The organism is Candidatus Hydrogenedentota bacterium, from assembly GCA_013359265.1.
In the GTDB taxonomy this organism is placed as follows: Bacteria; Hydrogenedentota; Hydrogenedentia; order Hydrogenedentales; family SLHB01; genus JABWCD01.
Genome location: JABWCD010000004.1, coordinates 282,860 through 306,094 on the forward strand (window position 1 = coordinate 282,860; position 23,235 = coordinate 306,094).

Annotated in this window: 25 protein-coding genes and 1 tRNA gene; 6 read left to right on the forward strand and 20 right to left on the reverse strand. The window is 60.1% G+C overall.

The genetic code is table 11. The features are described 5' to 3' along the window. Positions 1-105: 105 nt before the first annotated feature. Positions 106-1,917, forward strand: coding sequence for a sigma 54-interacting transcriptional regulator (locus HUU46_04980; GenBank protein NUM52978.1), 1,812 nt, complete (start codon positions 106-108; stop codon positions 1,915-1,917). Between the two features lie 21 nt (positions 1,918-1,938). Here HUU46_04980 and HUU46_04985 read toward each other — a convergent pair whose 3' ends face one another. The 3 genes from HUU46_04985 to HUU46_04995 are packed head-to-tail and all read right to left on the reverse strand — an operon-like array spanning position 1,939 to position 2,943. Further along, complete coding sequence (locus tag HUU46_04985; GenBank protein ID NUM52979.1) at positions 1,939-2,370, reverse strand: hypothetical protein; 432 nt, start codon at positions 2,368-2,370, stop codon at positions 1,939-1,941. A gap of 1 nt (position 2,371) precedes the next feature. Further along, positions 2,372-2,755 (reverse strand): hypothetical protein, encoded by a 384-nt coding sequence (locus HUU46_04990; protein ID NUM52980.1) that lies wholly within the window; start codon positions 2,753-2,755, stop codon positions 2,372-2,374. Next, positions 2,716-2,943, reverse strand: a complete 228-nt coding sequence (locus HUU46_04995) for a hypothetical protein (protein ID NUM52981.1) — start codon at positions 2,941-2,943, stop codon at positions 2,716-2,718. The genes HUU46_04990 and HUU46_04995 overlap by 40 nt, the downstream gene beginning before the upstream one ends. A 109-nt stretch (positions 2,944-3,052) precedes the next feature. Between HUU46_04995 and HUU46_05000 the strand changes: the two genes are divergently transcribed. Further along, positions 3,053-3,343 carry a type II toxin-antitoxin system RelE/ParE family toxin gene (locus tag HUU46_05000; GenBank protein NUM52982.1) on the forward strand — a complete coding sequence of 97 codons (291 nt, stop codon included), beginning with the start codon at positions 3,053-3,055 and terminating at the stop codon, positions 3,341-3,343. A gap of 10 nt (positions 3,344-3,353) precedes the next feature. Next, positions 3,354-3,719, forward strand: coding sequence for a putative addiction module antidote protein (locus HUU46_05005; GenBank protein NUM52983.1), 366 nt, complete (start codon positions 3,354-3,356; stop codon positions 3,717-3,719). On the opposite strand, the gene HUU46_05010 is transcribed toward HUU46_05005, so the two are convergent. Beyond that, on the reverse strand, positions 3,700-5,241 hold the full coding sequence (locus HUU46_05010; protein NUM52984.1) for a 2-isopropylmalate synthase: 1,542 nt from the start codon (positions 5,239-5,241) through the stop codon (positions 3,700-3,702). The genes HUU46_05005 and HUU46_05010 overlap by 20 nt on opposite strands. Positions 5,242-5,532: 291 nt before the next feature. On the opposite strand from HUU46_05010, the gene HUU46_05015 reads away from it, so the two are divergent. Next, a complete protein-coding gene (locus HUU46_05015; protein NUM52985.1) occupies positions 5,533-5,808 on the forward strand; it encodes a PIN domain-containing protein in 276 nt (91 codons plus the stop codon). Between the two features lie 583 nt (positions 5,809-6,391). Here the strand turns inward: HUU46_05015 and HUU46_05020 are convergent. Further along, positions 6,392-8,356 (reverse strand): AAA family ATPase, encoded by a 1,965-nt coding sequence (locus HUU46_05020; protein ID NUM52986.1) that lies wholly within the window; start codon positions 8,354-8,356, stop codon positions 6,392-6,394. Positions 8,357-8,432: 76 nt separating this feature from the next. Beyond that, a complete protein-coding gene (locus HUU46_05025; protein NUM52987.1) occupies positions 8,433-8,864 on the reverse strand; it encodes a hypothetical protein in 432 nt (143 codons plus the stop codon). Positions 8,865-9,095: 231 nt separating this feature from the next. On the opposite strand from HUU46_05025, the gene HUU46_05030 reads away from it, so the two are divergent. Beyond that, entirely contained in the window at positions 9,096-9,311 is a 216-nt protein-coding gene (locus HUU46_05030) for a hypothetical protein (GenBank protein ID NUM52988.1), read from the forward strand. A 238-nt stretch (positions 9,312-9,549) separates the two neighbouring features. Here the strand turns inward: HUU46_05030 and HUU46_05035 are convergent, their stop codons facing one another. From HUU46_05035 to HUU46_05050, 4 genes are all read right to left on the reverse strand, one after another. Then, positions 9,550-9,759, reverse strand: a complete 210-nt coding sequence (locus HUU46_05035; protein NUM52989.1) for a BrnA antitoxin family protein — start codon at positions 9,757-9,759, stop codon at positions 9,550-9,552. A gap of 1 nt (position 9,760) precedes the next feature. Next, positions 9,761-10,048 (reverse strand): BrnT family toxin, encoded by a 288-nt coding sequence (locus HUU46_05040; protein NUM52990.1) that lies wholly within the window; start codon positions 10,046-10,048, stop codon positions 9,761-9,763. Between the two features lie 538 nt (positions 10,049-10,586). Next, entirely contained in the window at positions 10,587-12,590 is a 2,004-nt protein-coding gene (locus HUU46_05045) for a S9 family peptidase (protein ID NUM52991.1), read from the reverse strand. Between the two features lie 996 nt (positions 12,591-13,586). Beyond that, entirely contained in the window at positions 13,587-14,522 is a 936-nt protein-coding gene (locus HUU46_05050; protein ID NUM52992.1) for a YHYH protein, read from the reverse strand. A 170-nt stretch (positions 14,523-14,692) separates the two neighbouring features. On the opposite strand from HUU46_05050, the gene HUU46_05055 reads away from it, so the two are divergent. Beyond that, positions 14,693-15,520: a hypothetical protein gene (locus HUU46_05055; protein ID NUM52993.1), complete on the forward strand. Its 828-nt coding sequence runs from the start codon at positions 14,693-14,695 to the stop codon at positions 15,518-15,520. A gap of 210 nt (positions 15,521-15,730) precedes the next feature. On the opposite strand, the gene HUU46_05060 is transcribed toward HUU46_05055, so the two are convergent. From HUU46_05060 to ribD, 10 genes are all read right to left on the reverse strand, one after another. Continuing rightward, complete coding sequence (locus tag HUU46_05060; GenBank protein NUM52994.1) at positions 15,731-16,249, reverse strand: BrxA/BrxB family bacilliredoxin; 519 nt, start codon at positions 16,247-16,249, stop codon at positions 15,731-15,733. Between the two features lie 89 nt (positions 16,250-16,338). Beyond that, on the reverse strand, positions 16,339-17,559 hold the full coding sequence (locus tag HUU46_05065; GenBank protein NUM52995.1) for a Gfo/Idh/MocA family oxidoreductase: 1,221 nt from the start codon (positions 17,557-17,559) through the stop codon (positions 16,339-16,341). A 127-nt stretch (positions 17,560-17,686) separates the two neighbouring features. Continuing rightward, entirely contained in the window at positions 17,687-18,073 is a 387-nt protein-coding gene (locus HUU46_05070; GenBank protein NUM52996.1) for a RidA family protein, read from the reverse strand. 107 nt (positions 18,074-18,180) lie between these two features. Beyond that, positions 18,181-18,267 (reverse strand) — tRNA-Leu (locus tag HUU46_05075). Positions 18,268-18,318: 51 nt separating this feature from the next. Beyond that, on the reverse strand, positions 18,319-19,137 hold the full coding sequence (locus tag HUU46_05080) for a PHP domain-containing protein (protein ID NUM52997.1): 819 nt from the start codon (positions 19,135-19,137) through the stop codon (positions 18,319-18,321). Between the two features lie 8 nt (positions 19,138-19,145). Further along, positions 19,146-19,559 carry a transcription antitermination factor NusB gene (gene nusB / locus HUU46_05085; GenBank protein NUM52998.1) on the reverse strand — a complete coding sequence of 138 codons (414 nt, stop codon included), beginning with the start codon at positions 19,557-19,559 and terminating at the stop codon, positions 19,146-19,148. A 94-nt stretch (positions 19,560-19,653) separates the two neighbouring features. Continuing rightward, complete coding sequence (locus tag HUU46_05090) at positions 19,654-20,118, reverse strand: 6,7-dimethyl-8-ribityllumazine synthase (GenBank protein ID NUM52999.1); 465 nt, start codon at positions 20,116-20,118, stop codon at positions 19,654-19,656. Positions 20,119-20,131: 13 nt separating this feature from the next. Then, entirely contained in the window at positions 20,132-21,340 is a 1,209-nt protein-coding gene (locus tag HUU46_05095; GenBank protein ID NUM53000.1) for a bifunctional 3,4-dihydroxy-2-butanone-4-phosphate synthase/GTP cyclohydrolase II, read from the reverse strand. A gap of 12 nt (positions 21,341-21,352) precedes the next feature. Beyond that, positions 21,353-21,979, reverse strand: coding sequence for a riboflavin synthase (locus HUU46_05100; protein ID NUM53001.1), 627 nt, complete (start codon positions 21,977-21,979; stop codon positions 21,353-21,355). A 42-nt stretch (positions 21,980-22,021) separates the two neighbouring features. Next, complete coding sequence (gene ribD, locus HUU46_05105) at positions 22,022-23,146, reverse strand: bifunctional diaminohydroxyphosphoribosylaminopyrimidine deaminase/5-amino-6-(5-phosphoribosylamino)uracil reductase RibD (protein NUM53002.1); 1,125 nt, start codon at positions 23,144-23,146, stop codon at positions 22,022-22,024. Positions 23,147-23,235 lie beyond the last annotated feature (89 nt).

Genomic DNA, 23,235 nt, shown 5'->3' on the forward strand with positions numbered 1-23,235 from the left:
CCTTGGCCTTCAGTGAATGTTTGGGAGCGGCGACGGCTTGTCGTACAACGGGATTGCAGCTTCGAGATGTTCAGTATTACTTCACAAACCGGGCCGAGTAAAGGTTTGACCTGGCCGATAGGGCCGGACAGACTGGTGCTTGGCCGCGCGCCGAACTGCGATGTGTTTGTGCCCGACTCGTTAGCCTCCCGCCATCATTGCGAAATCGTTACAACCGGGGATGACGTATTCCTCACCGATCTCGGCAGCAGCAACGCTACCTTGGTAAACGGCCGGCCCGCAAAGCAATGTGCCCTGCGGCCCGGTGATGAAATCGCGATCGGACGTTCGCTGTTCCTAGTTACCACGAGCGATGTGCCTTCGGTTCAGGGTGCCGACGATTTCGGCGGGGCCACGACGGTAAATCTCGGCGAGGATCAATCGCAGGCCCTGGGCGACGTCACGGCGGAACTTGTCGCCAAGGCGTATCCCAATTCCGTCACTGAACTCGCGGTATTGTTTGACGTGAGTCGGCGCTGCAGCCGCTCCGCAAGCATTACGGACTTGATCTCCGTCATCTTCGACGCGATCGAGGCGTACTTCCATCCGACAACGGCGTGGGTAGGGCTTCATCAGTCGCTGAGCGGCGAGCTTGTGTTCTATTCGCCGCAGTCCATTCAGTCGGGCGATTCAACGACCGCGCCGAACGAAGTGCAGCGCAAGGCCAAGAAGGCCTTGGCGCGGCGAGAAGGACTCAACATACCGGTTATATCGCGCGAAGGCGAGGCGCAGCGGCTTGCGACGTTGTTGGCGGCCCCGATCGATCTTGCCGGCCAACAGATCGGCTGCGCCATGCTGCGATTGGAAGCCGAGAACCGGCTGCCAAGCGACAACGACCTGCGTTTCCTTGTGGCGCTCGCACAGACGAGCGCGCCCTATTTCCAATCCATGCGCCAAATGGACCGCCTGCGGCGAGACAACCAGAGCCTGCGCGCCGTTGCCCGCGTGTCGACCGGCCTGATCGGCGAGAGCGCGGCCATGAACCATCTGCGCGCGCTGGTCGAGAAGGCGGCCATGAGCGAATTGAACGCGCTGGTGACGGGCGAGACCGGCACTGGCAAGGAACTGGTCGCGCACCTGTTGCACGAACAGTCCGCCCGCTCCGGCGGCCCGCTTATCGTGGTCAACTGCGCGGCAATTCCGCCGCACCTTTTCGAAAGCGAATTCTTCGGTTACGAGAAGGGCGCCTTTACCGGCGCGGCGCAACGGCGCATCGGGCTAATCGAGCAGGCCAACGAAGGCACGCTGTTCCTGGACGAAGTCGGCGATCTGAGCATGGACAACCAGGCCAAGCTGCTGCGCGTGCTCGATTCCGGGCGCTTTTTCCGCGTCGGCGGAAACCGCGAGACGCGCGTGGACATTCGCGTCATCGCCGCGACGAACAAGGACGTGCCGATGCAGGTCAAGCGCGGCGAGTTCCGCGAAGACCTCTATCACCGGTTGAACGGCATCGCCATTCCCGTGCCGCCGTTGCGCGAACGCCCGGCCGATATCGCGGCGCTCGCCGAGCACTTCTTCACCATGAGCTTGGGGCGCGCCAAGCGGCCCGTAACCGGAATCTCGGGCACGGCCATGGAGTATCTCCTGTCGCACTCCTGGCCGGGAAACGTCCGCCAACTGCGCAACACGATCGAACGCGCTATCGCCCTGACGCGCTCGGACCTCATCCAAATCCACGACGTGCAATCGCCCGCGGAGTCGTCCACCGAACCCGATACCGACAAGACACCGCTGAGTCTCGCCGAAGTCGAAAAACGACACATCGAGAAGGCGCTCAAATTCTGCAACAACCGCGTCAACGACGCCGCGCGATTGCTCGGAATCGGCCGCAGCACACTCTACGCAAAGATTGCGGAGTACGGCCTCTCGGCGGAATGACGCAAAAACCGGTGGCCTGTGCTACACGTCCGTTACGACTGGGAGCGCGCCGCGTATCGAACCGCTCTGAAAGACCAGCGCATTTGCGGAAATGGCTGCACGCAGGTCCGGTTCGCCTCCCGAGAACAGCGACCGATCACGTAACAACACGCATTTGCCCGAATGTTCCGGGGGCAGTATCGAAATCAACTGGTGCGCTTCGTCAAGCATATCGTGCCAGCGCAGCGCCAGGTCCGATGCGTTGGGCGGTTGGCCATCGTACTGAAGCGCCGCAATCTCCATGACCGAGTACCTGGAAGTTCGCGCAGCTTGCGACAGGATTGCGGACGGTGAAAAGGCCGGGTCTTTTCCCGAAGCGGCCCAAGCCAGATAGGCGATCGGTTGAATTCGATCGTGGCAAGCAATGACGTCCACCCAATCGCGCACTTCAAGGCGGCCGACGAGCGCCAGCACCTCATTCGTGGCGAGATCGGACCGGATGCAGCGTCAATCCAAACTCTGCGTGCTCCACCAAAGGAAAGAAGCGAATCGTATTGTCTGCCGCCCACTGAATACCGGTGTTGTCCGCGCAGCGCCGCACAATCGCCTCGACGTATCCCGGCCGCTCGCGTTTGACCTCCACGGCGCAGCCATCGCGTTCCAGGAGCTTCCGGTCCGCCTCGAAACTGCTCATGACGGCCTGCGGCGTATCATGGAACAAGTCGATATCGTCCGAGATGCGGCCCCCACGGACGACTTCGTTTATCGCGACTCCGTCACCGACGTAGCTTTCGCCAGACTCGATGCGCGTGCGGGCGACTAACCGGCAGATGTGGCGCTGGAATGCTGTGGGAGCCATTGACGGAGTGGGGCGGCCTTCTTAAATGCGGCCAGGTCGCCATTGTTCTCGACCGCACGCAACACGCGAATCGCGGACTCGGCGGTTTCGGGATAGTAGTCCTTCCGCATGTACCACAGACATTGGACGCGGTACTCGTCCATTAGTTCGTGTACCTTCCGAAGGACCTCGTCGAGTTGCTCGTACATAGGGATACGAGAATACGTTTAGCACTTTGCATCCGCAAGAAACCTCGCTCGCATCCCGCTTCGAGGCACTTGCGGCGCAGTATCCTTTGGGATACAATACCCTCGCGCCATGTATGAGGTTAGGCAAACCGAAGCATACTCGCGCTGGTTCCGCGGCCTGCGCGACCGGCATGCGCAAGCGCGCATTAACGCGCGGATACGACGCTTGTCTCTTGGCAACACTGGAGACACCAAGTCCGTTGGAGAAGGTGTATCCGAATTGCGAATCGATTATGGTCCCGGGTATCGCGTGTACTTTACGGTGCGCGGGGCAACGGTGGCAATATTGCTTGGCGGCGGCGACAAGCGCTCGCAGCCGAAGGACATCAAACTGGCGCAAGAGATTGCGCGCACCGTGTAAAGGACCAAAAATGCCGAAACCTGTCAAAACTCCGACGCGCCCGTGGGACGCGGCAGAGTATCTGCGGACCGAAACAGATATGGCCGAGTATCTGGAGGCTGTTTTTGAGGACGGCGATCCGGGCCTTGTCGCGGCGGCGCTTGGCGATATTGCGCGCGCGCGCGGAATGTCGCAGGTCGCGCGCAAGGCAGGGCTGGGCCGTGAAAGCCTCTATAAGGCCCTGTCTCCCGGAGGCAATCCCGAGTTCGCGACGGTGCTAAAGGTTGTGCAAGCACTGGGACTCCGTTTGCACACATCCCCTGCCGCCGCAGGTAACGCGCGATCCACCGGGCGCAGCAAGCGTAGCCGGGCCCCCATCACCGCGCCTGGGCGGTGATGGGAGTGGGCTCCTGGGTGCTCTTGAGCGCGAGGTATTTGTTGGTCGCGCTGAGGAACGCGTGTACGGCGGCTTCGACGATGTCCGTGCTGGCCCCGGTGCCGTAGAACGTCTTGCCATCGAGGAGCACGGCGACGTGGGCCTCGCCCAACGCTTCCTTTCCCGGCGACGCGGCACGGATCGAAAATTCCTGCAAACGGCCGCTGACGCCGATGATCCGTTCGATCGCCTGGCACGCGGCATCGACCGGGCCGTCGCCGGTCGACGTTTCCTCGAACGATTCGCTGCCGCGCCGCAACTTCACGTACGCAATCGTCGGGTCGCCGCCCGCCGTGCGCAACTGTTCCAACGTATAAATCTCGAAGCTCTCGTTCCGCATCGACGCAATCAGCACGCGCAAATCGTCCTCGAACACTTCCTTCTTCTTGTCCGCCAACGCGATGAACTTCTCGTACAACTGCTGCACTTCCGCGTCGGACAATTTGAACCCCAGGTCCGCGCATCGGCGCGACAAACCATGCTTGCCGGAATGCTTGCCCAGCACCAACTCGTTGCTCTTGCGCCCCACAGACTCCGGCGTCATGATCTCGTACGTAATCCGGCTCGCGATAACCCCGTGCTGGTGAATGCCCGCCTCGTGCGCGAAGGCGTTGCGCCCCACGATCGGTTTGTTGTACGCGATCGAAAGTCCCGTAATGCTGCCCAACAGCCGGCTCGTGTTCGTGATTTCCTCCGCGACGATGTCCGTGTCGAACGGATACACCTGATGCCGCGTCTTCATCGCCATGACAACTTCCTCGAGCGACGTGTTGCCGGCGCGCTCGCCGATCCCGTTCACGCAACACTCGATTTGACGCGCGCCGCCGCGCACCGCCGCCAACGCATTCGCCACGGCCAACCCCAGATCGTTGTGATTATGGCAGGAGAACACGATGTCATCGGACGGCTTCGTCCTCTCGATGACGAAGCGGAACATCTCCTCGATCTCGCCCGGCGTGGTGTAGCCGACCGTATCCGGCAGGTTGATCACGTCCGCGCCGGCGTCAATGGCCGTGCGCGTGATCTGCGCAAGATACTCGAGATCGGATCGCGTCGCGTCTTCCGCGCTGTATTCGACGCGCCCGATCAGACTCTTCGCCAGACGCACCGACTCGCCAACGCGGTCGATCACTTCCTGACGGCTCATCTTCAGTTTCAGTTCCAGGTGAATGTCGGAGGTGGCGAGAAAGGTGTGGAGGACGGGGGACTGCGCCTTTTCGATGGCCTTCGCGGCGCGCTCGATGTCCAACCGGTTCGCGCGCGCCAACGCCGCTACGCGCGGCTTCTTCACCGCCCCCGCCACGCGCTGCACCCCCTCGAACTCCTGCTCCGACGCAATCGGGAACCCAGCCTCGATGGTATCCACATTGAGTCGCTCGAGCTGCAACGCCATCTGGATTTTCTCCTGGACGTTCATGCTCGCACCGGGGGACTGCTCACCGTCCCTCAGCGTCGTATCGAAGATTTCGACTCGGGTTACCACGGGAATTCTCCTAATAACGGTCTCGCCGCATGCGGACCGTAATGCCTTGGGGCTGCTTGACTACCGCCCCCAACATGGGTTCCGGCCAGCCCCTTGTACGAAGCCAAAGCCATGCGCACTCCTGCATTACTACTCGCTATTCGCTACTCACTACCTCGCTGCTCACTTCCTCGCTTCCTGACTTTCTAACTTCCTAACTTCTTACAGTTCATCGACTATCGCCAATAAAATAGCCTATCAGACCCCTTTGTAACACGTCAAAACATGCGTACTTTTTGCAGGAGCGAGGAAGTGAGGAGGCGAAGTAGCGAGGTAGCAAGACAGGCTGAGGCGGTCGCGCTGCTGAAGTCGCTGGCGGCCGTTCCCGTCTGCCCTATTACCCGCGAATTGGTCATGGACGCGGTCGAGCTGCGACATCGCTTCCAGATCAGCTATTGGGACGCAGCCATCATCGCGGCGGCCAGGCAGATGGGCTGCGACACGATTTACAGCGAGGACCTCAACGCGGGCCAGAATTACGACGGCGTGACCGTCGTCAACCCCTTTGCCGCCAGCGCGACGCCGTGAAAATCGTTCTGTATGCCCACGCCCCGCCGAGCATAAGACCGTTCAAGCCCCCATCCTTGATTACGCACAGGAGATCGGCTGGACGTACGTCCCCCGCGCCGAGGCACAGCGACGGCAAGCCGGCTCTCCGAATCTCGTCACGCCGCAACTTCAACCTTGTTGAGAGCCATCGTTTCGACACGCGAGCCGTGTGTTTGCGCTACGACATTCACTCCGGGTCGGGTCACTAGCGCCGGGCATACAACCCGTCACCGTCCAAGCCTTGATCTGGACCCCTACGCCATTTCTCGTCCTGACTTCTGTCTATTTTGTGAAATATATATCTGCTACAGCTATTCGTAGTCTGTCCCTGAATTTCCCTGAATTCCCTGAATTTCCCCGTATCGAAATCATTGCGTCGCTGTACCCGTTATGGAGCACTGCAATTCGTAGTCTGTCCCTGAAATCCCGTCCCTGAAATCCCTAAATCCCTAATCCCTAGAATTCATTTCAGCGGCAGGCCGCGCAGCGGATCCTGCGCTATGACCGATTGTCAGCTCCCTAGTCTCCTCCAGCCACTTTCGCTGTGTATCCATCGCGCCTCCTATTTCAACAGCGCGTTGAGCTGTTTGAACATTGCCTCGAAATGATCTTTAGTAGCATCGGAAACCTTGGGCCACAGGGCGGAGATGTTTTCGGAGAAATACCGCGCTGGCCGGTAGTGGCCGAATGTGCCAGACTTGAAGGGATTATTTGCTAGATAGGCTTCGATGGCGCGTAAAGTGCGCGGCTCCTTTGTATTGAGCTTGGAAACAGCCATCGGAGTCTTCATCTCCTTCTTGAACTCGCCATTTACGAGTTCGACGTAGAACGCCCGCTCGAACACATCTTCAACATCCGCTTCTTCTTGACTGATGAACTCCGCATAGGTCAGCACTTGCTTTTTCTTCAAGAGTTTCTTCTTGTACAGATCTTCAATGAGTGTGCGGTCTCGATTCTGAATATCGAGCAACGTTGCGACGTTCATGCCTTTCTGCGAAGCGAGCAGAGCGACGAATGCCGGAACCTTGCCGCTACCGCCCACAGGCGTAATCACCCAGTCCTCGGCGAGGGCCGTTCGACCCTCGCGGTCAAACTGCGCTGAGACGGCACGCAGATACAGCATATCCGCCGGTCCTTCAACGACAAGCGAGTTGGGACCGATAAAGAGAGATTGCTGGATTTCATAGCCGAGCGCGCCTTGGAGTGGGAACAAGCTGTCATCCGTCGCATCGAACACATTGGTCAAAACCTTTGTGCCGTCCTGATCCTTCGGCAGTTGTTCCTTTGCATCTATACCTAAGTCTTGTACTATCCGCACGCGCTCAAACTTCTGCGAATCAATCATGAAAGGCGAATGCGTGGTGTAGAGCAACTGGTGTTCGCCCAACTCGGCCTCGAAGTATCTCAGTAGGTCGGCCTGGGCGCGGCCGTGCAGGGACAGGCCCGGCTCATCTAGGAGCAGAATTACGTTCTGCTTCTGACGCTTGATGTCCTCATACCAGGCAAGAAAAGAAAAGAACCAGACGAAGCCGCGCGAGCGCGAACCGAGCGGCGTGTGCGCCCAGTGCACCGTGTCGTAAACCTCGCCCCAGACGTTGATCCCCTGGCGCATGTCCTCGGGGTCTTCCGGCTTGCCGTCACGAACATCAAATTCCATCTTAATGTGCTGATTTTGGGACCAGTATTTTACGATCCTTTTGGTCAGATAGTTTCCGGCTCCTTCTAATTTGTTCTTAAGTTCGGTCGTGTTCTTCGTTTGCACCAGCTGCCTGTGATCGAGACGCGCTAGATTAATCAATCCCAAGAGTGGATAGTCTGAATCTTCCAGCTGATTCGCATCTTCGCGCGCAATGAGAGCATCCAAATTGGCCTGCCCCTTCATTTGGTAGTACTCGTCGAAATAGAGATACTTCGGCGCACGCGGCCAGATGAGTGAATTAAGAACGTAGTGGGCGAGTCCGTTCTGCTGAACTTTCGCGACGAGTCCCCTGAGCGCCTTGACCGCTTCGGTGGTTTCCGTTGCACCGAGGGCCGTCGCAAACGTGGTCCAGTCAGTCGCGGTCGTTAGGGTCTGTTTCAACGCATCTGGCAGTGCGGGATTGTCAGCAAGGTGTTTCCGCGCCGCGGCTTCGTCAACAGTTAAGAAGAACTTGCTGTTGCTGGTCCCGTAGTAGGTGTTGCGCTTAAACGTCTTCCCTTTGAGGGCGGAAACTCCAAAGACGGACGATATCGCACCAACATCGTCGTCCTCCAACTCATAATTACATTCGACAACAACCGCTCCTTCTCGGTCTTTATTTTCGACCGCGAAACGGTAGTCTTCGACCTCGCGCTTTGGATAGTCATAAGTCTCGTCGAATTCTCCATCGGCGGAAATGATCGGGTTGGTGCGATAAAGCGCCGTCAGGAGCGCCGTTTTACCTGCTTCATTCTTACCGACAAGGCAGGTCGTCTGGTCATCGACTCTTACTGGACCAGAATCCCAAATGCTTCTAAATTCACGTACTCTAAACTCTCTCAGTTTCATTGTGTGCCTCGTCTTTGTCTTTGCAGTTTGCGGTCACCGCTGCCGTCCACCTCTCAACCAACTCCCGACGCGATGACTAGGCATTGGCCATTTCCTTCATAGCATCTGGCGCGTGAATCGGCTCGCCAGCTGAAAACAGGACGATGGGTGAGTCGGAACATGGGCACTTGAAAGATTTAATCTGACAGTTTATGTGCGTTGTCCAAACGATATTACTCACTGGGAGTCTGCATCGTGGGCAGAACGGGTTGCCGGTCGAGTCCCAGTAAATTCCATACTTGAAAAGATAGGAGTTAGTTTCTGATCGAGCTAATTTCTCTTCAAGGTCTCTTATCTGCTTTCGAAATTGGTTGTTCTCGATGCAGAGCGCTTCATTTTCAGAACTTAAGCTCTGGACTCGTGCTTCGAGCGCCGAGTACTTGTCGTTTGCTAGTGAGATCCTTTCCTTCAGGATGGCTGCGGAGCCGTGCTCGTTCAGCAACTTTTCAAGACCTTCGAAGAGTCCCATGCATCGCTCCGAAATAAGTAGGAATGCAATTCGCGAAATGCATCGCCCGAAACACAGATCACAGAGTGCGGATACGTAAGGCATGAAGCCAGTTAGTGTTTTCATTATGTTCCGCTATGTATGAATAGTATAGGGAGGCTGCTTGAGAATCAAACTTTTTAATGGTTACGGATCGGTGCGTTTATTCGCGAAATCTCTGCCGCAATTGTGCAGGAGCATCGTAAGTGTCTGGTGAAACGCAGTGCGCTCGCGCTGGGCAAGAAACGGGTCTCGGGACAGAAGCGCGGCTTTCCAGCGGCCTGGATGGAGTTGGCGGCGGTCGATGTTGGGTTCGGTGGCGATGCGCAGGAGGGAGTCGCGCGCGTCGGCAAACGGATCGAGTCCGTGGCGTTTGGCGGATTGGATGAGGGTGTAGTGGATGGCGGCAGCGCGGTCGCCGCGGTCTGAACTTAGGACAAATCGATAAATAGTGACATCCACCTACTCTTTTATATCTTCGGTGAGTTGCCACGCGGCGGCTTCTGTTGATCGCTTGCGCCTACGTCTCTTCGAAGATACCTTCCTCCTTGAGGAAGTCATCAATGCTCGAACCCATGTGTTTGTTTTTCATTGCTTCATATTACCCAATTCCGCCCGGCATGGAAACCGGACGCTACAGGACTCATGCCACGGGGTGTTAGGGTGCTCACTTCAACTTGAGGTTGCGGCGTGTTGTGCGGCAGTCCTGGAGGTAGAGGTTGATTAGGGTTTGGTAGGGGATGCCGTTTTCCGCTGATTTCTGTTTGAAATAGTCGAGGACTTCGGGGTCCAGGCGCAGCGTGATTTGTTTTTTGAGCTTGCGCGCGTACGGATTTTTCCGGGACTTCATTTTGGATAGATCGTATTCGGCTTTCATATCACTTTCTCCGGTAGTGGGCGGATTCCCGTTGGGTCGCTTTGCGCGTGGAGACAATACGGACAACTCCGTCGGATTCGCGAAAGCAGTGGCAGACCATCAGCAACCGCAGTCGCGAACTCATTCCAAGTAGCAGGAAGCGGTCTTCCCATTCGGAATGTTCGTCGTCGTAGAACTCCACAGCGTGTTCATCGAAAAACACCGAGCGCGCTTCTTCAAATGAAATCCCGTGCTTGGCCACATTGGCCGTGGCCTTCTTCGGATCCCACGTAAAGCGGATTTCGCGCATACCTACAGTGTAGTTACATCCCGATTATTAGTGCAAACGAGCAGCGCAACTTGATTTCCGGGTCCAGGCGCGACGTGACTTGTTTTTGAGTTTCCGCGCGTAGGGGTCTTTCCGGGACTTCATCGTCGCGACGGTCCCCATCCGAAAGGAAAACATCTTTCCGCGGGTTTTCCGGCTGGATGATGTGCTGGAGCGGTTCATGATTGCATGTGCCTGTATACGGCGATCTGCAGAAACTACATCCCCCTCAATCCCCCTTCAAAGGGGGAGTTAACACCGTACCAATAACGTCGACTTGCGATTCTTAATCCTCCAACGCCAGGTTACTGGCCAAAAGTGGACGTAAGTATCTGTTGAATAAGGTATTACAATCATAGAGCGTCCGCTAGAAACGAATTAAAGCGTACTGATATATAAGTCATTAAAGTACAGTATGTTGTGAGACTCCAGGCATGCAAAAACCGGCGTTGTCGGATTAAGTCCCCCTTTGAAGGGGGATTGAGGGGGATGTCGCCGCGGCACATGCAAACTTGAATTGCTATAGCGCTTCCGCCAGCCCCGGCACGAATTGTTCGCCCGCGACCACTTGCAGCGACGTTGCGCCGCGCAGATCGTCGCCGAAGGGTTCGCATTGTCCGCCCAGGTGTTCCGCGAGGAAGCGTTCGGCGACGGCCCAGAATGCAATCCAATTCTCCGGCCGGCGATAGTCGTGTTGCTCGTCTGGAAAGTAGAGATAGGTCAGCGGCGCTCCGCGGGCCTTCGCTTTTTCGACAAACGGATCGGCCTGGGTCTTGTGCGGATTGACGCGGTCCTGTCCACCATTCGTCATGAGCAGTGGCGCGGACAGGTTCTCGACATGATGAATGGGAGACTGCTCTTGAAGAATGCGCGTCCCCTCGGGCGTGCGTTCATCCGCGATCCGTTTCCGGAAAAAAAGTTTGTGCTGGGCAAGCAGGACGCCGAGGTCGGACGGCCCGTACATCGAAATGCCGCACGCGTAGGGATTGCCGGGCTGGGTCAGTGCTTGCATCGCCATGTAGCCGCCGTAGGACCAGCCAAAGATGCCCACGCGATCTTTGTCGGCGATCTTTTCGCGAACCGCCCAGGCGGTGATGTCGAGCACATCGCGGTACGCCGCGCCGCCCCATTCGAAGGCGCCCGCGTCCCACACGCGCTTGCCCATGCCGCCCGCACCGCGGAATTCCACGCGAACGACCGCATACCCGCGATCGGCGAGCAATTGTAGGTTGCGATTCGTGATCCACGAATCCCAGGGGTAAGCGACATGCGGCCCGCCGTGCACATAGATCATCGTGGGCAGGGGCGCAGCGGGCACGTCGCCTTTTTCCGAAGGCGGCAGATAGACATGCACGGGAAGCCGCATTCCATCCCGGACTTCGACGACGCGACTCACGCGTCGCCCGAACGCGTGGCCGGCCAGGGATTTGTACATGGGCAACAGCGGAACAACGCGCTCGCTGTCGCGCTGGTACGCGAAGTACCTCGTGGGTCCGCCGTCCATCGGCACGACGAGCCAGGTCCGCCCGTCCGCGCTCACCTCGCTCACGCCTACGTCGCCCTTCAACGCGCGTTCCAGGAACGAAAACCCATCGCTCACGTCCTTGCGCAGGTGATATCGGCGCAGCGCGCCGAAGTTGGCGGATGCAGAAAGGGCTTCGCCCGTCTCCGGATCGAGCATTGCGACTGGGCGGATGTCCGCGTCGGTGTCTTCTGCGAGGATATGGTCTTCGCCCGTGCTCACATTCACTTCGAACAACGCCGACCGATCACGACCGGCATTGTCCACGACATAGAGCGTTTCCCCATTCCCGCGTAGTCCGGCTACGCCCAACACCTGGGCGGGGTCCGGCCCCAAGGTCCGGAAAGCCTCCCAGGAGCCCGATTCGGTACGCCGCAACAATTCCACGCTCTCATCCAATCGGCGCCGCTCCGCCACGCGCGGCTGAAGTTGATTGTCGAGATGAATCCGCGACACGTCCTTCATATCGGCGAGCAGCGTTCGCTCGCTCGTGGCAAGATCGACCGTCCAGAGTTCACGCGCGTTCGACTTGGTGTCGCGGATTTCGGCCACTATGCGAGCTGGAACCGCGCGACTGGTTCGTGCGAGCGTCGCCGACGCGCCCGCGATCGGTGTCAGATCGACGGCCTTCGAGCCGTCCTGCCGATGAAGGTACAAATGGGTCCCATCGGCCGCAGACCGCTGATAGATCAGATTTGATTCGTCGTCCGGCGTCCACCATAGGTTCTGCACGCTGCCCGCGACGCCTTCGTCGACTCGGTGGTCATCGGACGGGTTCGCTAGCGCTCTAACGCGCACCTCCGGACGGGTGTCGTTCATGGCGACATACGCCACGGATGCACCGTCGGGCGACAGCCGTACAACCGTTACGTCCGGCTCGCTGAACAACGCCGACCTCGGGATTAAGGTCGAGGAACACCAGGCCAGCGGCCCCACCCCCGCGTACGCACATGCGAATACCAGGAACGATAAGGCCCGGAGCTTGCACCGCGATTCGTACATCGTCCCTCCCTGCATCGTTGGCGACACTTCGTCTTCAATTCTCCAACCTTATACTCACACGCCCACGGAAACGTCCAACGCCGCGCCGTACCGCTCTCGTTCCCAAGCTCCGGCTTGGAAACGCACCCGCTCGTGTTTGTCCAACCTGAGACATGGTTCTCGTTCCCAAGCTCCGGCTTGGGAACGCGCTCGCTTGAGAAGCTCCGCTTACTCTCGTTCCCTAGCTCCGGCCTCTTGTTCTCGTTCCCAAGCTCCGGCCTCATGTTCTCGTTCCCAAGCTCCGGCTTGGGAACGCACTCGCTTGAGAAGCTCCGCTTACTCTCGTTCCCAAACTCCGGCCTCATGTTCTCGTTCCCAAGCTCCGGCTTGGGAACGCACTCTTGAGAAGCTCCGCTTCGTTCTTCGCGCTCAGCTTCCGCGCACCAGTTTCCCCAGCATCCGCAGTATCCGTCAATCAAATAGGGGTCGTTTCGCAAGCCTCGAGCACTCACCCCGCCATCTGCCGCCCACCGGCCCCCCGAAGCCTTTGGTGCAGACACCAGCCTCGGCCAGGGAAAGTGCAACGCGGTGGTCATAGTATTAGGAAGACATGCGATGGAACCGCGTACGACGGTACAGGGCGCCCGGCGTTCGCCACGCCGGTGCGCGGACACGACTGCGCGGATCGAAGAGATGGACGCGAACACCGGGCAGTGCACCTGTGGCAGACACCGCACTGTCGGCGATCCCTGCCCAATCGCGTCGAACCACCCCTCCGGACGCCGCCGCCACGCCAACGGGGCTGTGGGTCCCCGCCCGCGCATTTTCCCGGCGGCTACGGCGGAGTCATCGTGCACCTACGCTCCGAAATCCTGTAAATACAATGCGATCACACCCTTATTCCACCGAGTACGTGTTTTCCGGGGTACCCCGCGGCAATGGGTCACCCCGCGGCAGACCCCCTTGAATCGTCAACTTTCGATTCGACACCCCCCTTCTTGGGAGCGAGTCGGGAACTCATCGCGGGGGCGGAGGCGGGGGATATCCCCCGTACGGCGGAGGCGGCAAGCGTCGTGGCGGGCCGGGGGGAAATCCGCCGGTGCCCGGTCCACCGCGACGCGGCCCCATGCCCGGCCCGGGCCCGCGCCGAAAGAAACTCGGGTCTGGCGTGCCCTTGAATGCACGGGGAATGAACGGAAACTGCTGCGTGATGAAATAGTGGTAGGTCCCCTCGGGATACTCGGGCGTGACGCCGAACCGGCCGTTGCACTCGTCGAGGTCGCCGCTGCCGGCCACGTATTCGTAGTCTTCGACAAACGTGCCGTCATAGGCGCCGCCCGGCCCGGTCGGACGGACGCCGGTCTTCAGCCGGTAGGACGACTTGAGCTCCTTCAACGGACTCGTCCGATCCTTGGGATCGGTGTGGCCGTACACGGCGTAGACCGGAAAGCCGTCGGCCGCGTAGCCGACCAGCGTCATCCGGTCGCGCGTGGCATTGTCGATCAGTCCGGTCGGAAGTCCGTGATAATGGTACGAACCGTCCGGCTGCACGTGGGCGTGGTGTTGGTCCACGCCGAGGTTGATTCGCCCGGAAAGCGCCTCGTAATTCCAGCCGGAATTGGGGTCGCGGTTCCAAAACTCGGCTGTGCCGGGATCGAACGGGACCCCATTGAGCGCAACGCCGAACGGCATACGCCGGAGAGGTGTGACCCGCTCGGCGATTTGCGGCCTTGCCGGCACGCGATAGGTATGCTGCTGCGGCGCGATGGTGTTGGGGTTTCCCCGATTCGGGAATTGTCCCGTGGGATGGTTCGGAATTCCGTTCGATTGGATGTAGCGGTAGTCGCCCTGAACGGTAATCGAAACGTGCGGCTCGACGTTACCCTCGGCGGCGTATGCCGCCATACAACCGATGATGGCCAAGCCCGCAATCCACTGTGCCCGCATTCGCATCGTCCGATCTCCCTTGTTCTGTTGTTGCCCAGCGTAATCGATTTTTGTGAACGCGACATGCACAGATTCATGACAAAAACGTAATCCGATTTACGGTGGCGTGGCCCGCGACCTTGCAACGGTGAGGAGATTGCTTCCACAATGCGAACCGCGTCACTCGAGGAGTTTCCATGACTTGTATCTTGATAACGCTTGCGGTGGCATTGTGCGCCGAGCCGACGTTTTCGTTGGACAATGGCGCGATCCGAATCGAGGTCGAACCGCGGTTGTTTGCGGTGCGGTTCGTCGGGTTTGCGGGGAAGCAAAACTTTGTTGAGTCGCTTTCCGTCGATGAGGCCGTGGCGGCGGGGACGGATTGGGCGGACGCTGGGGGACTGCATACGGACGTGATTCCCTATACGGACAAGGACGCAGCGGTACGGCGCGGACCGGCGGAGGTGGTGGAGGTCAGGAATGATTACATCGCGATGTTGGGGCCGCCGTCGGAGGCGAGCGGAGTCCGCGTGAAGAAGGAAATTCAACTGGATGCGAGCGCGCCGCGGGCGCAGTTTCGCGTTACCGTGCAGCGGGCGGGTGCGGAGCCATCCACGTTTGCATTGCGGAATACGGTGCGGCTACCGGTGAAGAGCACGGTGCGGCTGGAGCGGACGGACGGTGACATTCGCGTATTGGCGGGCGCTGACGAGCTGGTCGGCGTTGTGAAGTCGCGGCGGTATTGGTTGGTTCCCGTTCCGCCGACGCGGGCGTTGCGGGGCGTGGTGCTGGGTGCGCAAGCACCGCGAATGATCGTCGCCAACGATTCGGGCACGTGGACGCGGACGCTGGTGAATCCGCCAGTAGACAAATCGAAAGTGCCGAATGAAAGCACCTTCCTTTGCGTGTTGGATTCGGGGTCGGGGAGTTACGGCGCGGCGTTGCAGGGCGCACTCGCGCAAGTGAAGACGGGGGAGTTCGTGACGATCGAGGAGGAGTGGACTTTTGAGAAGCGGGGAAAGTGATGAATGCAACGAGAGGAAGTCAGGAAGCTGGGAAGCAAGAAGACGAATCGATCGGCAATGAAGGGGGAAAGCAGCGCTTTTCAAGCGGCGTTCGAGGACGAGCCGCCGTTGGAGTACGTTCCCAAACGGAAATCTGGGAACGAGAAGAATAGACCGAGTACGATGACGAGCAAAAGCACGAGCACGTGGCGCAGCCGACCGTAAGACGCTCTAATTCCCTTGATACAGCGGGATGCTCGATCCGCACTGCTGCACCGGATCGATCTTGTCGTATTCTTCCTTGGCGACGCTGGGGCCTTGGCGCGTGCATTCCTTGTTGAAGATGTCGCGCAGGGCGTTGCCGATATCGACCGCCGTCATGCGTTCGATGTGCATCCGCTGGAGCGCATGCGTCGGCTTGCCGTCTTTGAACAATACGATGTTCGGCGACGACGGAGGAATCTGCGGCATGAATTCGCGGGCGCGCTGGGTCGCCTCGCGGTCGACGCCGGCGAACACCGTGACGAGGTGATCGGGGATGAGGTCGTTTTGCAGCGCCAGCATGACGCCGGGCCTGCAGCCGCCCGCGGCGCAGCCGCACACGGAGTTGATCACGAGCAAGGTCGTACCCTTCGTGTCCGGGCCGAGCACCGCGTCTACCTCTTCGGGGGTGGTCAGCGGCCGAATCCCAACGGCGGCCAGTTCTTCCCACATTGGCCGCACGGCCTCGGGATCGTACAGGGGTGGCATGAACGAGAATCCTCCTCACACTTGTGGTCTGGCGTTTGCCGTGTCACTCTCAGACCGAAACTCTCGAAGCCCGCCCCAGTATTCCCGGATCAGGCGGGCATCTCGCGGGGCGTGGCGGGGCCATTTTCCGGGAGAGCGAGCCTCGCGTCAAGTTTGTCGCCGGACGCCATCATTTCGTCCCAGGTGACGGTCCGTTGCCCGTACGCCGCCATCCTGCCGAGAATTGCCGCCAGGTTGCTTTCAGCGCTGATCCGAACGTTGTTCAGGGGCTGTCCGGACGCGATGGCCGCGCAGAACGCCTTGATGTTGCAGACGGCGCCTTCCTCGTAAATGCGGTCGGTCTTTCCGCCGGGCCAGCCGCCGCGTTTGCTTTTGATGAAAACGTCGCCGCCATAGTGCGTTTCGACGGTCCCTTCGGTGCAGAAAATGCGGTCGCAAAGGTCGTCGAACCCGTAGTTAAACTGGGTCGAGCTGAAGTCGATCAGCACGTCGCCGGGATACCGGAACGTGACGACGAAGTGGTCCCAGCAATCGCCGACATCCACACGGGCCTTGCGGCCACCCGAACCCCAGGCCGCGATGGGGTGCGCGTTCAGAATCCAGTTCGCCACGTCGATAACGTGGATATTCTGTTCGACGATGATGTCGCCCGAGAGCGCCTTGTCGAACACCCAATTCCTAAGCCGGGCAGTTTCGGTACCGGGCTTGGCTTTCAGGCCAAGCCGCCCGGTGTGGTAGAAGACCTGACCGCAGACCGGACTGCCAATCGCACCGCTGTGGACCTTCGCGATGGCTTCTTTGTACAGGTCGTTGCTGCGCGTCTGAAAGTCGACGAGAATGGACAGTTTGCCGCCGGCCTTGTCCGCGGCTTCCACAATCGCATTGCAGCCCGCGACATCGACCGCGATGGGCTTAGCAAGAAACACGTGCTTTCCGGCCTCGAGCGCCGCGATGGCGTGTTCGGGATGAAAGTAGGGGGGACTGATCACCGCGACGGCATCGACGCCGCCGGAGGCGAGCAGTTCCTTGTACCCGTTGAGACCGACGTAGCGTTTGTCGGCGGGCACGCCCAGCTTGCCGCCGGCCGAATCCGCCATGTCCTGAAAATAATCGTGTACGGCCACGACGCGCGCGTTCGCGTGCTTTTGAAACAGGTTTCCAATCCACGCGCCGCGTCCGCCGCACCCCAACAAGCCGATCTGAAGCGCGGAATTCGCGTCCGAGGCCAGCGCGGTGCGCGACGACGCGATCGCGAACGCCGCGGACGATGCGGTTTGGACAAAGCGCCGTCGAGTGAGCGAGTGTCTCATACGTCCCCCTTTACCGGTCTACGGGATGGAATTCCCCCTCCACCCCCGAGGATGAATGATATCCGCAAACCGGCACGCATTACATGTCGCACGGAGAAACGCGGCGCGAGCGGCGACGCGACGATTGTTACTGTATGTAGGCGTCGGCCTCGATCTCGACCAGCATTTCGGGATCGATCAGTTTCGACACTTCCACGATCGTCGTCGCGGGGCGCACTTCGCCGAAATACTCGCCGTGCGCCCGGCCAACGGCTTCCCACTGCGACACGTCCGTCAGGTACATCCGCGTCCGGTACACGTCGCTCATTTTGGCGCCGGCCTTGGCGAGCGCCCCCTCGATTATCTCGAGGCACCGCTTCGTCTGCGCATATGGATCGCCAGGGCCGACCACTTTGCCGTCCGGGCCCGACGGCGCCGTGCCCGATACGTGCACCTCGTTGCCAATTTTCACCGCGCGCGAATAGCCGATTATTGGCTCCCACCTCGACCCTGCCGGAATTAACGTACGTTCCATCGCTCCCTCCCGTTAGCCTGATTTTCGGCTATTTGGACAACAAACTTGGCCTTCATGTTAGACCGCAAAAGAAAAGCGGCCCCAAAGGACCGCCTGAAGAGCAAAAGTGGTGCGCGGAGGGAGACTTGAACTCCCATCCCCTTTCGGGGACCAGATCCTTAGTCTGGCGTGTCTGCCAGTTCCACCATCCGCGCAGGACAACACTTATTTTACCGGCTTCGCTTCGTCCAATGCAATTGCGCGAATCATCCCCTTCGGGGTGGGACCGCGGAGGCGATTCGCTCGAAGCATTCGATTGGCAAGCGCACGCGCCCCATCTCGGCGCGGCCCTTGGCTTCGCCGTGGCAGTCGGAACCGCCCGTCACGAGGAGGCCGCGGTCGCGAGCGATCTGCAGGAACATATCCGTCTGGCCGGGCGAATGCTTGGAGTGATAACACTCGATTCCGTCGAACGGGTATTCGAGCAGTGCGAGAAGTTTTCGACGCGGCGCGCCGATTCCGGGATGCGCGAGAAAGGCGAGGCCGCCCGCTGCGTGGATAAGATCGATCGCCTCGGAACAGGCCAGTTTCACCTGGCCCACGTAACCCGGCTTGCCCGGCTTGAGATATTTGTCGAACGCCTGCTGCACGTCCTTCGCGTGCCCGGCGGCGTGCAACGCGCGCGCGACGTGCATCCGCCCGACGACGCCTTCGCGCGCGGTGTCTTCCAACTCGAGCGACATGCCCCGGGCCGCGAGCCGTTCGAGCATGCGCGCCGTCCGCGTTACGCGCGCCACCCGCATTCGATCGAGCGCTGCGCAAAGCGGGGGAGAGGCAACATCGATTCCGAGACCGATCACGTGGATGTCGCCGCCGTCGAATTTCGCGCTCAATTCGGTCCCGGTGAGAAATGCGATGCCTGTGCGTTGCGCCGCGTCGCGCGCCAACGGGACGCCGTCGACCGTGTCGTGATCGGTGATCGCCAGGCCGGCTATGCCGAGTTCGGCCGCGCGTTCCACCACGCGTTCCGGCGTATCCGTGCCATCAGAATAGGTGGTGTGTAGATGCAGATCGGCGTAACGCACGCCCGGGGTCACTTGTCCTTCAACCGATCGAGCACCGCGTTCACGAAGGCCGCGGACTCGTCCGTCGTGAATTGGCGCACGACTTCGATCGCTTCGTTGATCGCAACGTTCGCGGGCACCCCGTTGCCGTGGCGCATCTCGAATAGCGCGACGCGCAGCACGTTGCGCTCGATGCGCCCTACGCGGTCCGGCGTCCATCGATCCAACGCGGTATCAATCTCCGCGTCCAACTCCGCGCGCCGCTCCATCACGCCCGCGATCAGGGCGTCCGCGTATTGGCGCACCGGCGGGCGCGAGGGGTTTGCCGCCCAGAAAGATTCGAGCGAGTCCTGCCACGGGTATCCCGTGAACTCCAAGCCGAACATAAACTGCATTGCGCGCTCGCGCGCGGACCGGCGCACCTTGGGACTGATAGCGCTCATAGTCGGATGCCCACACGGGGACAGTCCCCAATTTCGCGGTGACCCGCCGCAATAAGCACAATCGCGCAGTGCGAAATGGGGTACAGTCCCTTGCTCACAACTGCTCCATCAGGTTCGCCATTTCGATCGCCGCCATCGCCGCGTCGAAGCCTTTGTTGCCGGACTTCGTCCCCGCACGCTCGACAGCCTGCTCGATCGTGTCCGTCGTCAGCACACCGAAAATCACCGGCACACCAGTATCCATTGAAGCCTGTGCAATACCTCTCGATGCGTTGCCGGCCACGTAGTCAAAATGCGCCGTTGCGCCGCGAATCACCGCACCCAACGCGACCACCGCGTCGTACTTCTTCGATGCCGCAAGCTTCTTCGCCACAACGGGAATCTCGTGGGAGCCCGGTGCCCAAACAACGGTAACCTCGTCGTCCTTGACGCCGTGGCGCTTCAGTCCATCCAGCGCGCCTTCAAGCAGCTTTTCGGAAATGAAGGCATTGAAGCGCGATACGACGATGGCGAACTTCTTGCCTTTTGATATTAATGTACCTTCAATTACCGTTGGCACGAATAAGACTCCTCTAGGCCAATAAATGGCCCAACTTTTCCATCTTCGTCTTCAAGTACCGTTCATTGACCTCATTCGGTGTGATAATTAACGGCACACGCCCGGTGACTTCCAAGCCGTGGGCTTCGAGACCAACTCGCTTGCTGGGATTGTTCGTGATCAATCGCATGCGGTGGACGCCGATATCGGTTAGAATCTGCGCGCCGATTCCGTAGTCGCGGGGATCGGGGCGGAATCCGAGGTGGAGGTTTGCCTCGACGGTGTCGAGGCCCTTGTCCTGTAACTCGTACGCGCGAATCTTATTGACGAGTCCGATGCCGCGGCCTTCCTGGCGCATGTAGAGCAGAACTCCGCGGCCTTCCGCGGCGATCATGCGCAGCGCTTCGTCGAGCTGTCTGCCGCAGTCGCAGCGCAGCGACCCGAACACGTCGCCGGTGAGACACTCCGAGTGGACGCGCACGAGCACTTCGTCCGCGGGCGTGATATCGCCGAGCACCAGCGCGACGTGATGGTAGTCGTCCACCGTGGTTTCATATGCGACGAGGCGGAACGGCCCGAAATCGGTCGGCAGTGACGTTTCCGCGACGCGCTTCACGAGCTTCTCGTGACGCCGCCGGTACTCGATGATGCGCTCGACGGAACAGATTTTGACGCCGTGTTTCTTCGCGAACATTTCGAGGTCCGGCATGCGCGCCATGGTGCCGTCGTCCCTCATGACTTCGCAGATCACCGCGGACGGGTTCAGCCCTGCCATCCGGGCGAGGTCGAGCGAGCCCTCCGTCTGTCCCGCGCGCACAATCGCGCCGCCGCTTCGGGCGCGCAAGGTGTGTACGTGTCCCGGCGAGACGATATCGTCGGGTTTTGACGCGGGGTCGATGGCGACGTGGATCGTATGCGCGCGGTCAAACGCGCTGATACCCGTGGTTACGCCACTGGCGGCTTCGATAGGCGTGTGAAACGCGGTGCCGAACTTCGAGCGGTTGTCCTTCGTCACGGGTTCCAAACCGAGGAAGTCGATGCGCTCCGGCGTGAGCACGAGGCACACCAGTCCGCGCCCGTGCGTGATCATAAAGTTGACCGCCTGCGGCGATATCTTCTCGGCAGCGATGACAAGGTCGCCCTCGTTCTCCCGGTCCTCGTCGTCGACGAGAATGATCATGCGCCCCGCGCGCAACTCGTCGAGCGCGTCTTCAACCGAACACAATGCCGATTCGTTTCTCATGCGTGGGTCTCTTTATGCGAATCCGTGACGTTTGAGTTTGTCGATCGTCAAGCCGCCGCCGGACATGTTCTTCATGAATTGAAAGATGTGTTTCGCCAGCATATCGGCTTCCATGTTCACCGGGTCGCCGGGCCGCTTGCTGCTCAACGTCGTCTTTTGCAGCGTCGCGGGAATGACGGCGACGTCGAACTCGTCGCCGACGGGGTCGACCACGGTGAGGCTGATTCCATCGATCGCAATCGAACCCTTCTGCACAAGATAGCGCGCCACTTCCGTCGGCGCTTGAAATCGCCACAGCGAGAACTCGCCCTGCGGCTTCACCGAACGCACGCGCCCGACACCGTCGACGTGTCCCTGCACAAAGTGCCCGCCCATGCGCATTCCCGCCGCAAGCGCGCGTTCGAGATTCACCGCGTCGCCCGGCTTGAGATTGCCGAGTGTCGTGCGCTTATACGTCTCCGGCGACACCTGCACGACGAAGCTCTCCGCGTTGAAGGACACGACCGTTAGGCACGTGCCGTTTACGGCGATGCTGTCGCCCTCGCGCGCGCCCTCGAGCACGGACTTCGCCAGAATCGTAATGTCCGATCCCGAACGCCGCGATACCGCGCCAACCTCTTCTATGATTCCCGTGAACATCTGGTGCTCTTTCTTGCATAGGCCCTATAGGTCATATGGGACCTATAAAGATCGTTCCTGCTTTACATACGCCTCAATCAAAATATCCTCGCCAATGCTTCGCGCCGTCATGCGTTCGAGCTGCACGGCGTCCGCCATGCGCGCCGCGCCGTCGCCTTCGACGGCAGTGATGGCGTCGCGCCCGCCGATGATCTTCGGCGCGACAAAGAACATCACCTTGTCCACGATGCCCGCCGCGAACGCGGACGCGTGCGTAGTGCCGCCGCCTTCGATGAGGACGGACATTACCTCGCGCTTGGCCAGTTCGCGCATCAGGGCGACAAGGTCGATCCCGCCCGGCCCGTCCGGTACGTAGATGATTTCGTCCGCGCCATCGAAGGCTTGCCCAACGGGCAACGCGACCCACGTCGGCGCGGGGCTGTCTTGGTTGAACACGCGGCGGTCCGCGGCGAGGTATTCGTCGGCATCGACAATGACGCGAATAGGGTCTTTCGCGCCTGTGTCGAGCCGTGCGGTCAAGCTGGGATCGTCGATCATTACCGTCCGGCTGCCGACGAGTATCGCGTCCACCTCGTTGCGCAATTCATGGACGTAACGGCGCGACGCCTCGCCGGTTACCCAGCGCGAATCGCCCGTGCGCGTCGCGATCTTGCCGTCGAGCGACATGCCGCACTTCGCGATCACAAAAGGCATCTTCCGCGTTACATATTTCACAAACGCTTCATTCAACGTTTGCGCTTCCGGTTCGAGCACGCCCACGGCGACGTCAATCCCCGCGTCGCGCAACGCGGCGATGCCGCCGCCGCAAACCAGTGGATTTGGATCGCGCATCGCCACGACGACCCGTTCCGGCTTGTGACGAACGATGAGATCGGAGCAGGGGGGAGTCTTGCCCTCGTGGCAACACGGTTCGAGCGTCACGTACATTGTGGCCCCGGCGATGTCGCCGCCCGCGGCGCGGATCGCATTCACTTCCGCGTGAGGTGCGCCTGCACGCTCGTGATAGCCCTCGCCAACGATTCGTCCGTCGCGGACGACGACACACCCGACCATCGGGTTCGGGCTCGTGCGGCCTTTGCCTTTGACGGCAAGCTCGAGCGCGCGGCGCATGTGGCGCCGATCCGTTTCGGCGTCAACCGTAGCGCGTGCGTGTATCGAAGCGGCCATAAAACAATTCGTCCCGTAAGGTACACCTCACCTTCGGGACGCTATACACTAGACCCGCAAACGCCTCCGGAGCGCGCCCGCAAAACGCA

Coding starts and splice junctions, on each gene's coding strand:
- HUU46_05045 (NUM52991.1), bottom strand. CDS start 12,590: ATGTACGAATCGCGGTGCAAGCTCCGGGCCTTATCGTTCCTGGTATTC.
- HUU46_05065 (NUM52995.1), bottom strand. CDS start 17,559: ATGAGACACTCGCTCACTCGACGGCGCTTTGTCCAAACCGCATCGTCC.
- HUU46_05040 (NUM52990.1), bottom strand. CDS start 10,048: ATGCGCGAAATCCGCTTTACGTGGGATCCGAAGAAGGCCACGGCCAAT.
- HUU46_05055 (NUM52993.1), top strand. CDS start 14,693: ATGACTTGTATCTTGATAACGCTTGCGGTGGCATTGTGCGCCGAGCCG.
- HUU46_04995 (NUM52981.1), bottom strand. CDS start 2,943: ATGTACGAGCAACTCGACGAGGTCCTTCGGAAGGTACACGAACTAATG.
- ribD (NUM53002.1), bottom strand. CDS start 23,146: ATGGCCGCTTCGATACACGCACGCGCTACGGTTGACGCCGAAACGGAT.
- HUU46_05100 (NUM53001.1), bottom strand. CDS start 21,979: ATGTTCACGGGAATCATAGAAGAGGTTGGCGCGGTATCGCGGCGTTCG.
- HUU46_05005 (NUM52983.1), top strand. CDS start 3,354: ATGCCGAAACCTGTCAAAACTCCGACGCGCCCGTGGGACGCGGCAGAG.
- HUU46_05035 (NUM52989.1), bottom strand. CDS start 9,759: ATGAAAGCCGAATACGATCTATCCAAAATGAAGTCCCGGAAAAATCCG.
- HUU46_05070 (NUM52996.1), bottom strand. CDS start 18,073: ATGGAACGTACGTTAATTCCGGCAGGGTCGAGGTGGGAGCCAATAATC.
- HUU46_05025 (NUM52987.1), bottom strand. CDS start 8,864: ATGGGACTCTTCGAAGGTCTTGAAAAGTTGCTGAACGAGCACGGCTCC.
- HUU46_05060 (NUM52994.1), bottom strand. CDS start 16,249: ATGCCACCCCTGTACGATCCCGAGGCCGTGCGGCCAATGTGGGAAGAA.
- HUU46_05020 (NUM52986.1), bottom strand. CDS start 8,356: ATGAAACTGAGAGAGTTTAGAGTACGTGAATTTAGAAGCATTTGGGAT.
- HUU46_05050 (NUM52992.1), bottom strand. CDS start 14,522: ATGCGAATGCGGGCACAGTGGATTGCGGGCTTGGCCATCATCGGTTGT.
- HUU46_04990 (NUM52980.1), bottom strand. CDS start 2,755: ATGGCTCCCACAGCATTCCAGCGCCACATCTGCCGGTTAGTCGCCCGC.
- HUU46_05000 (NUM52982.1), top strand. CDS start 3,053: ATGTATGAGGTTAGGCAAACCGAAGCATACTCGCGCTGGTTCCGCGGC.
- HUU46_05095 (NUM53000.1), bottom strand. CDS start 21,340: ATGAGAAACGAATCGGCATTGTGTTCGGTTGAAGACGCGCTCGACGAG.
- nusB (NUM52998.1), bottom strand. CDS start 19,559: ATGAGCGCTATCAGTCCCAAGGTGCGCCGGTCCGCGCGCGAGCGCGCA.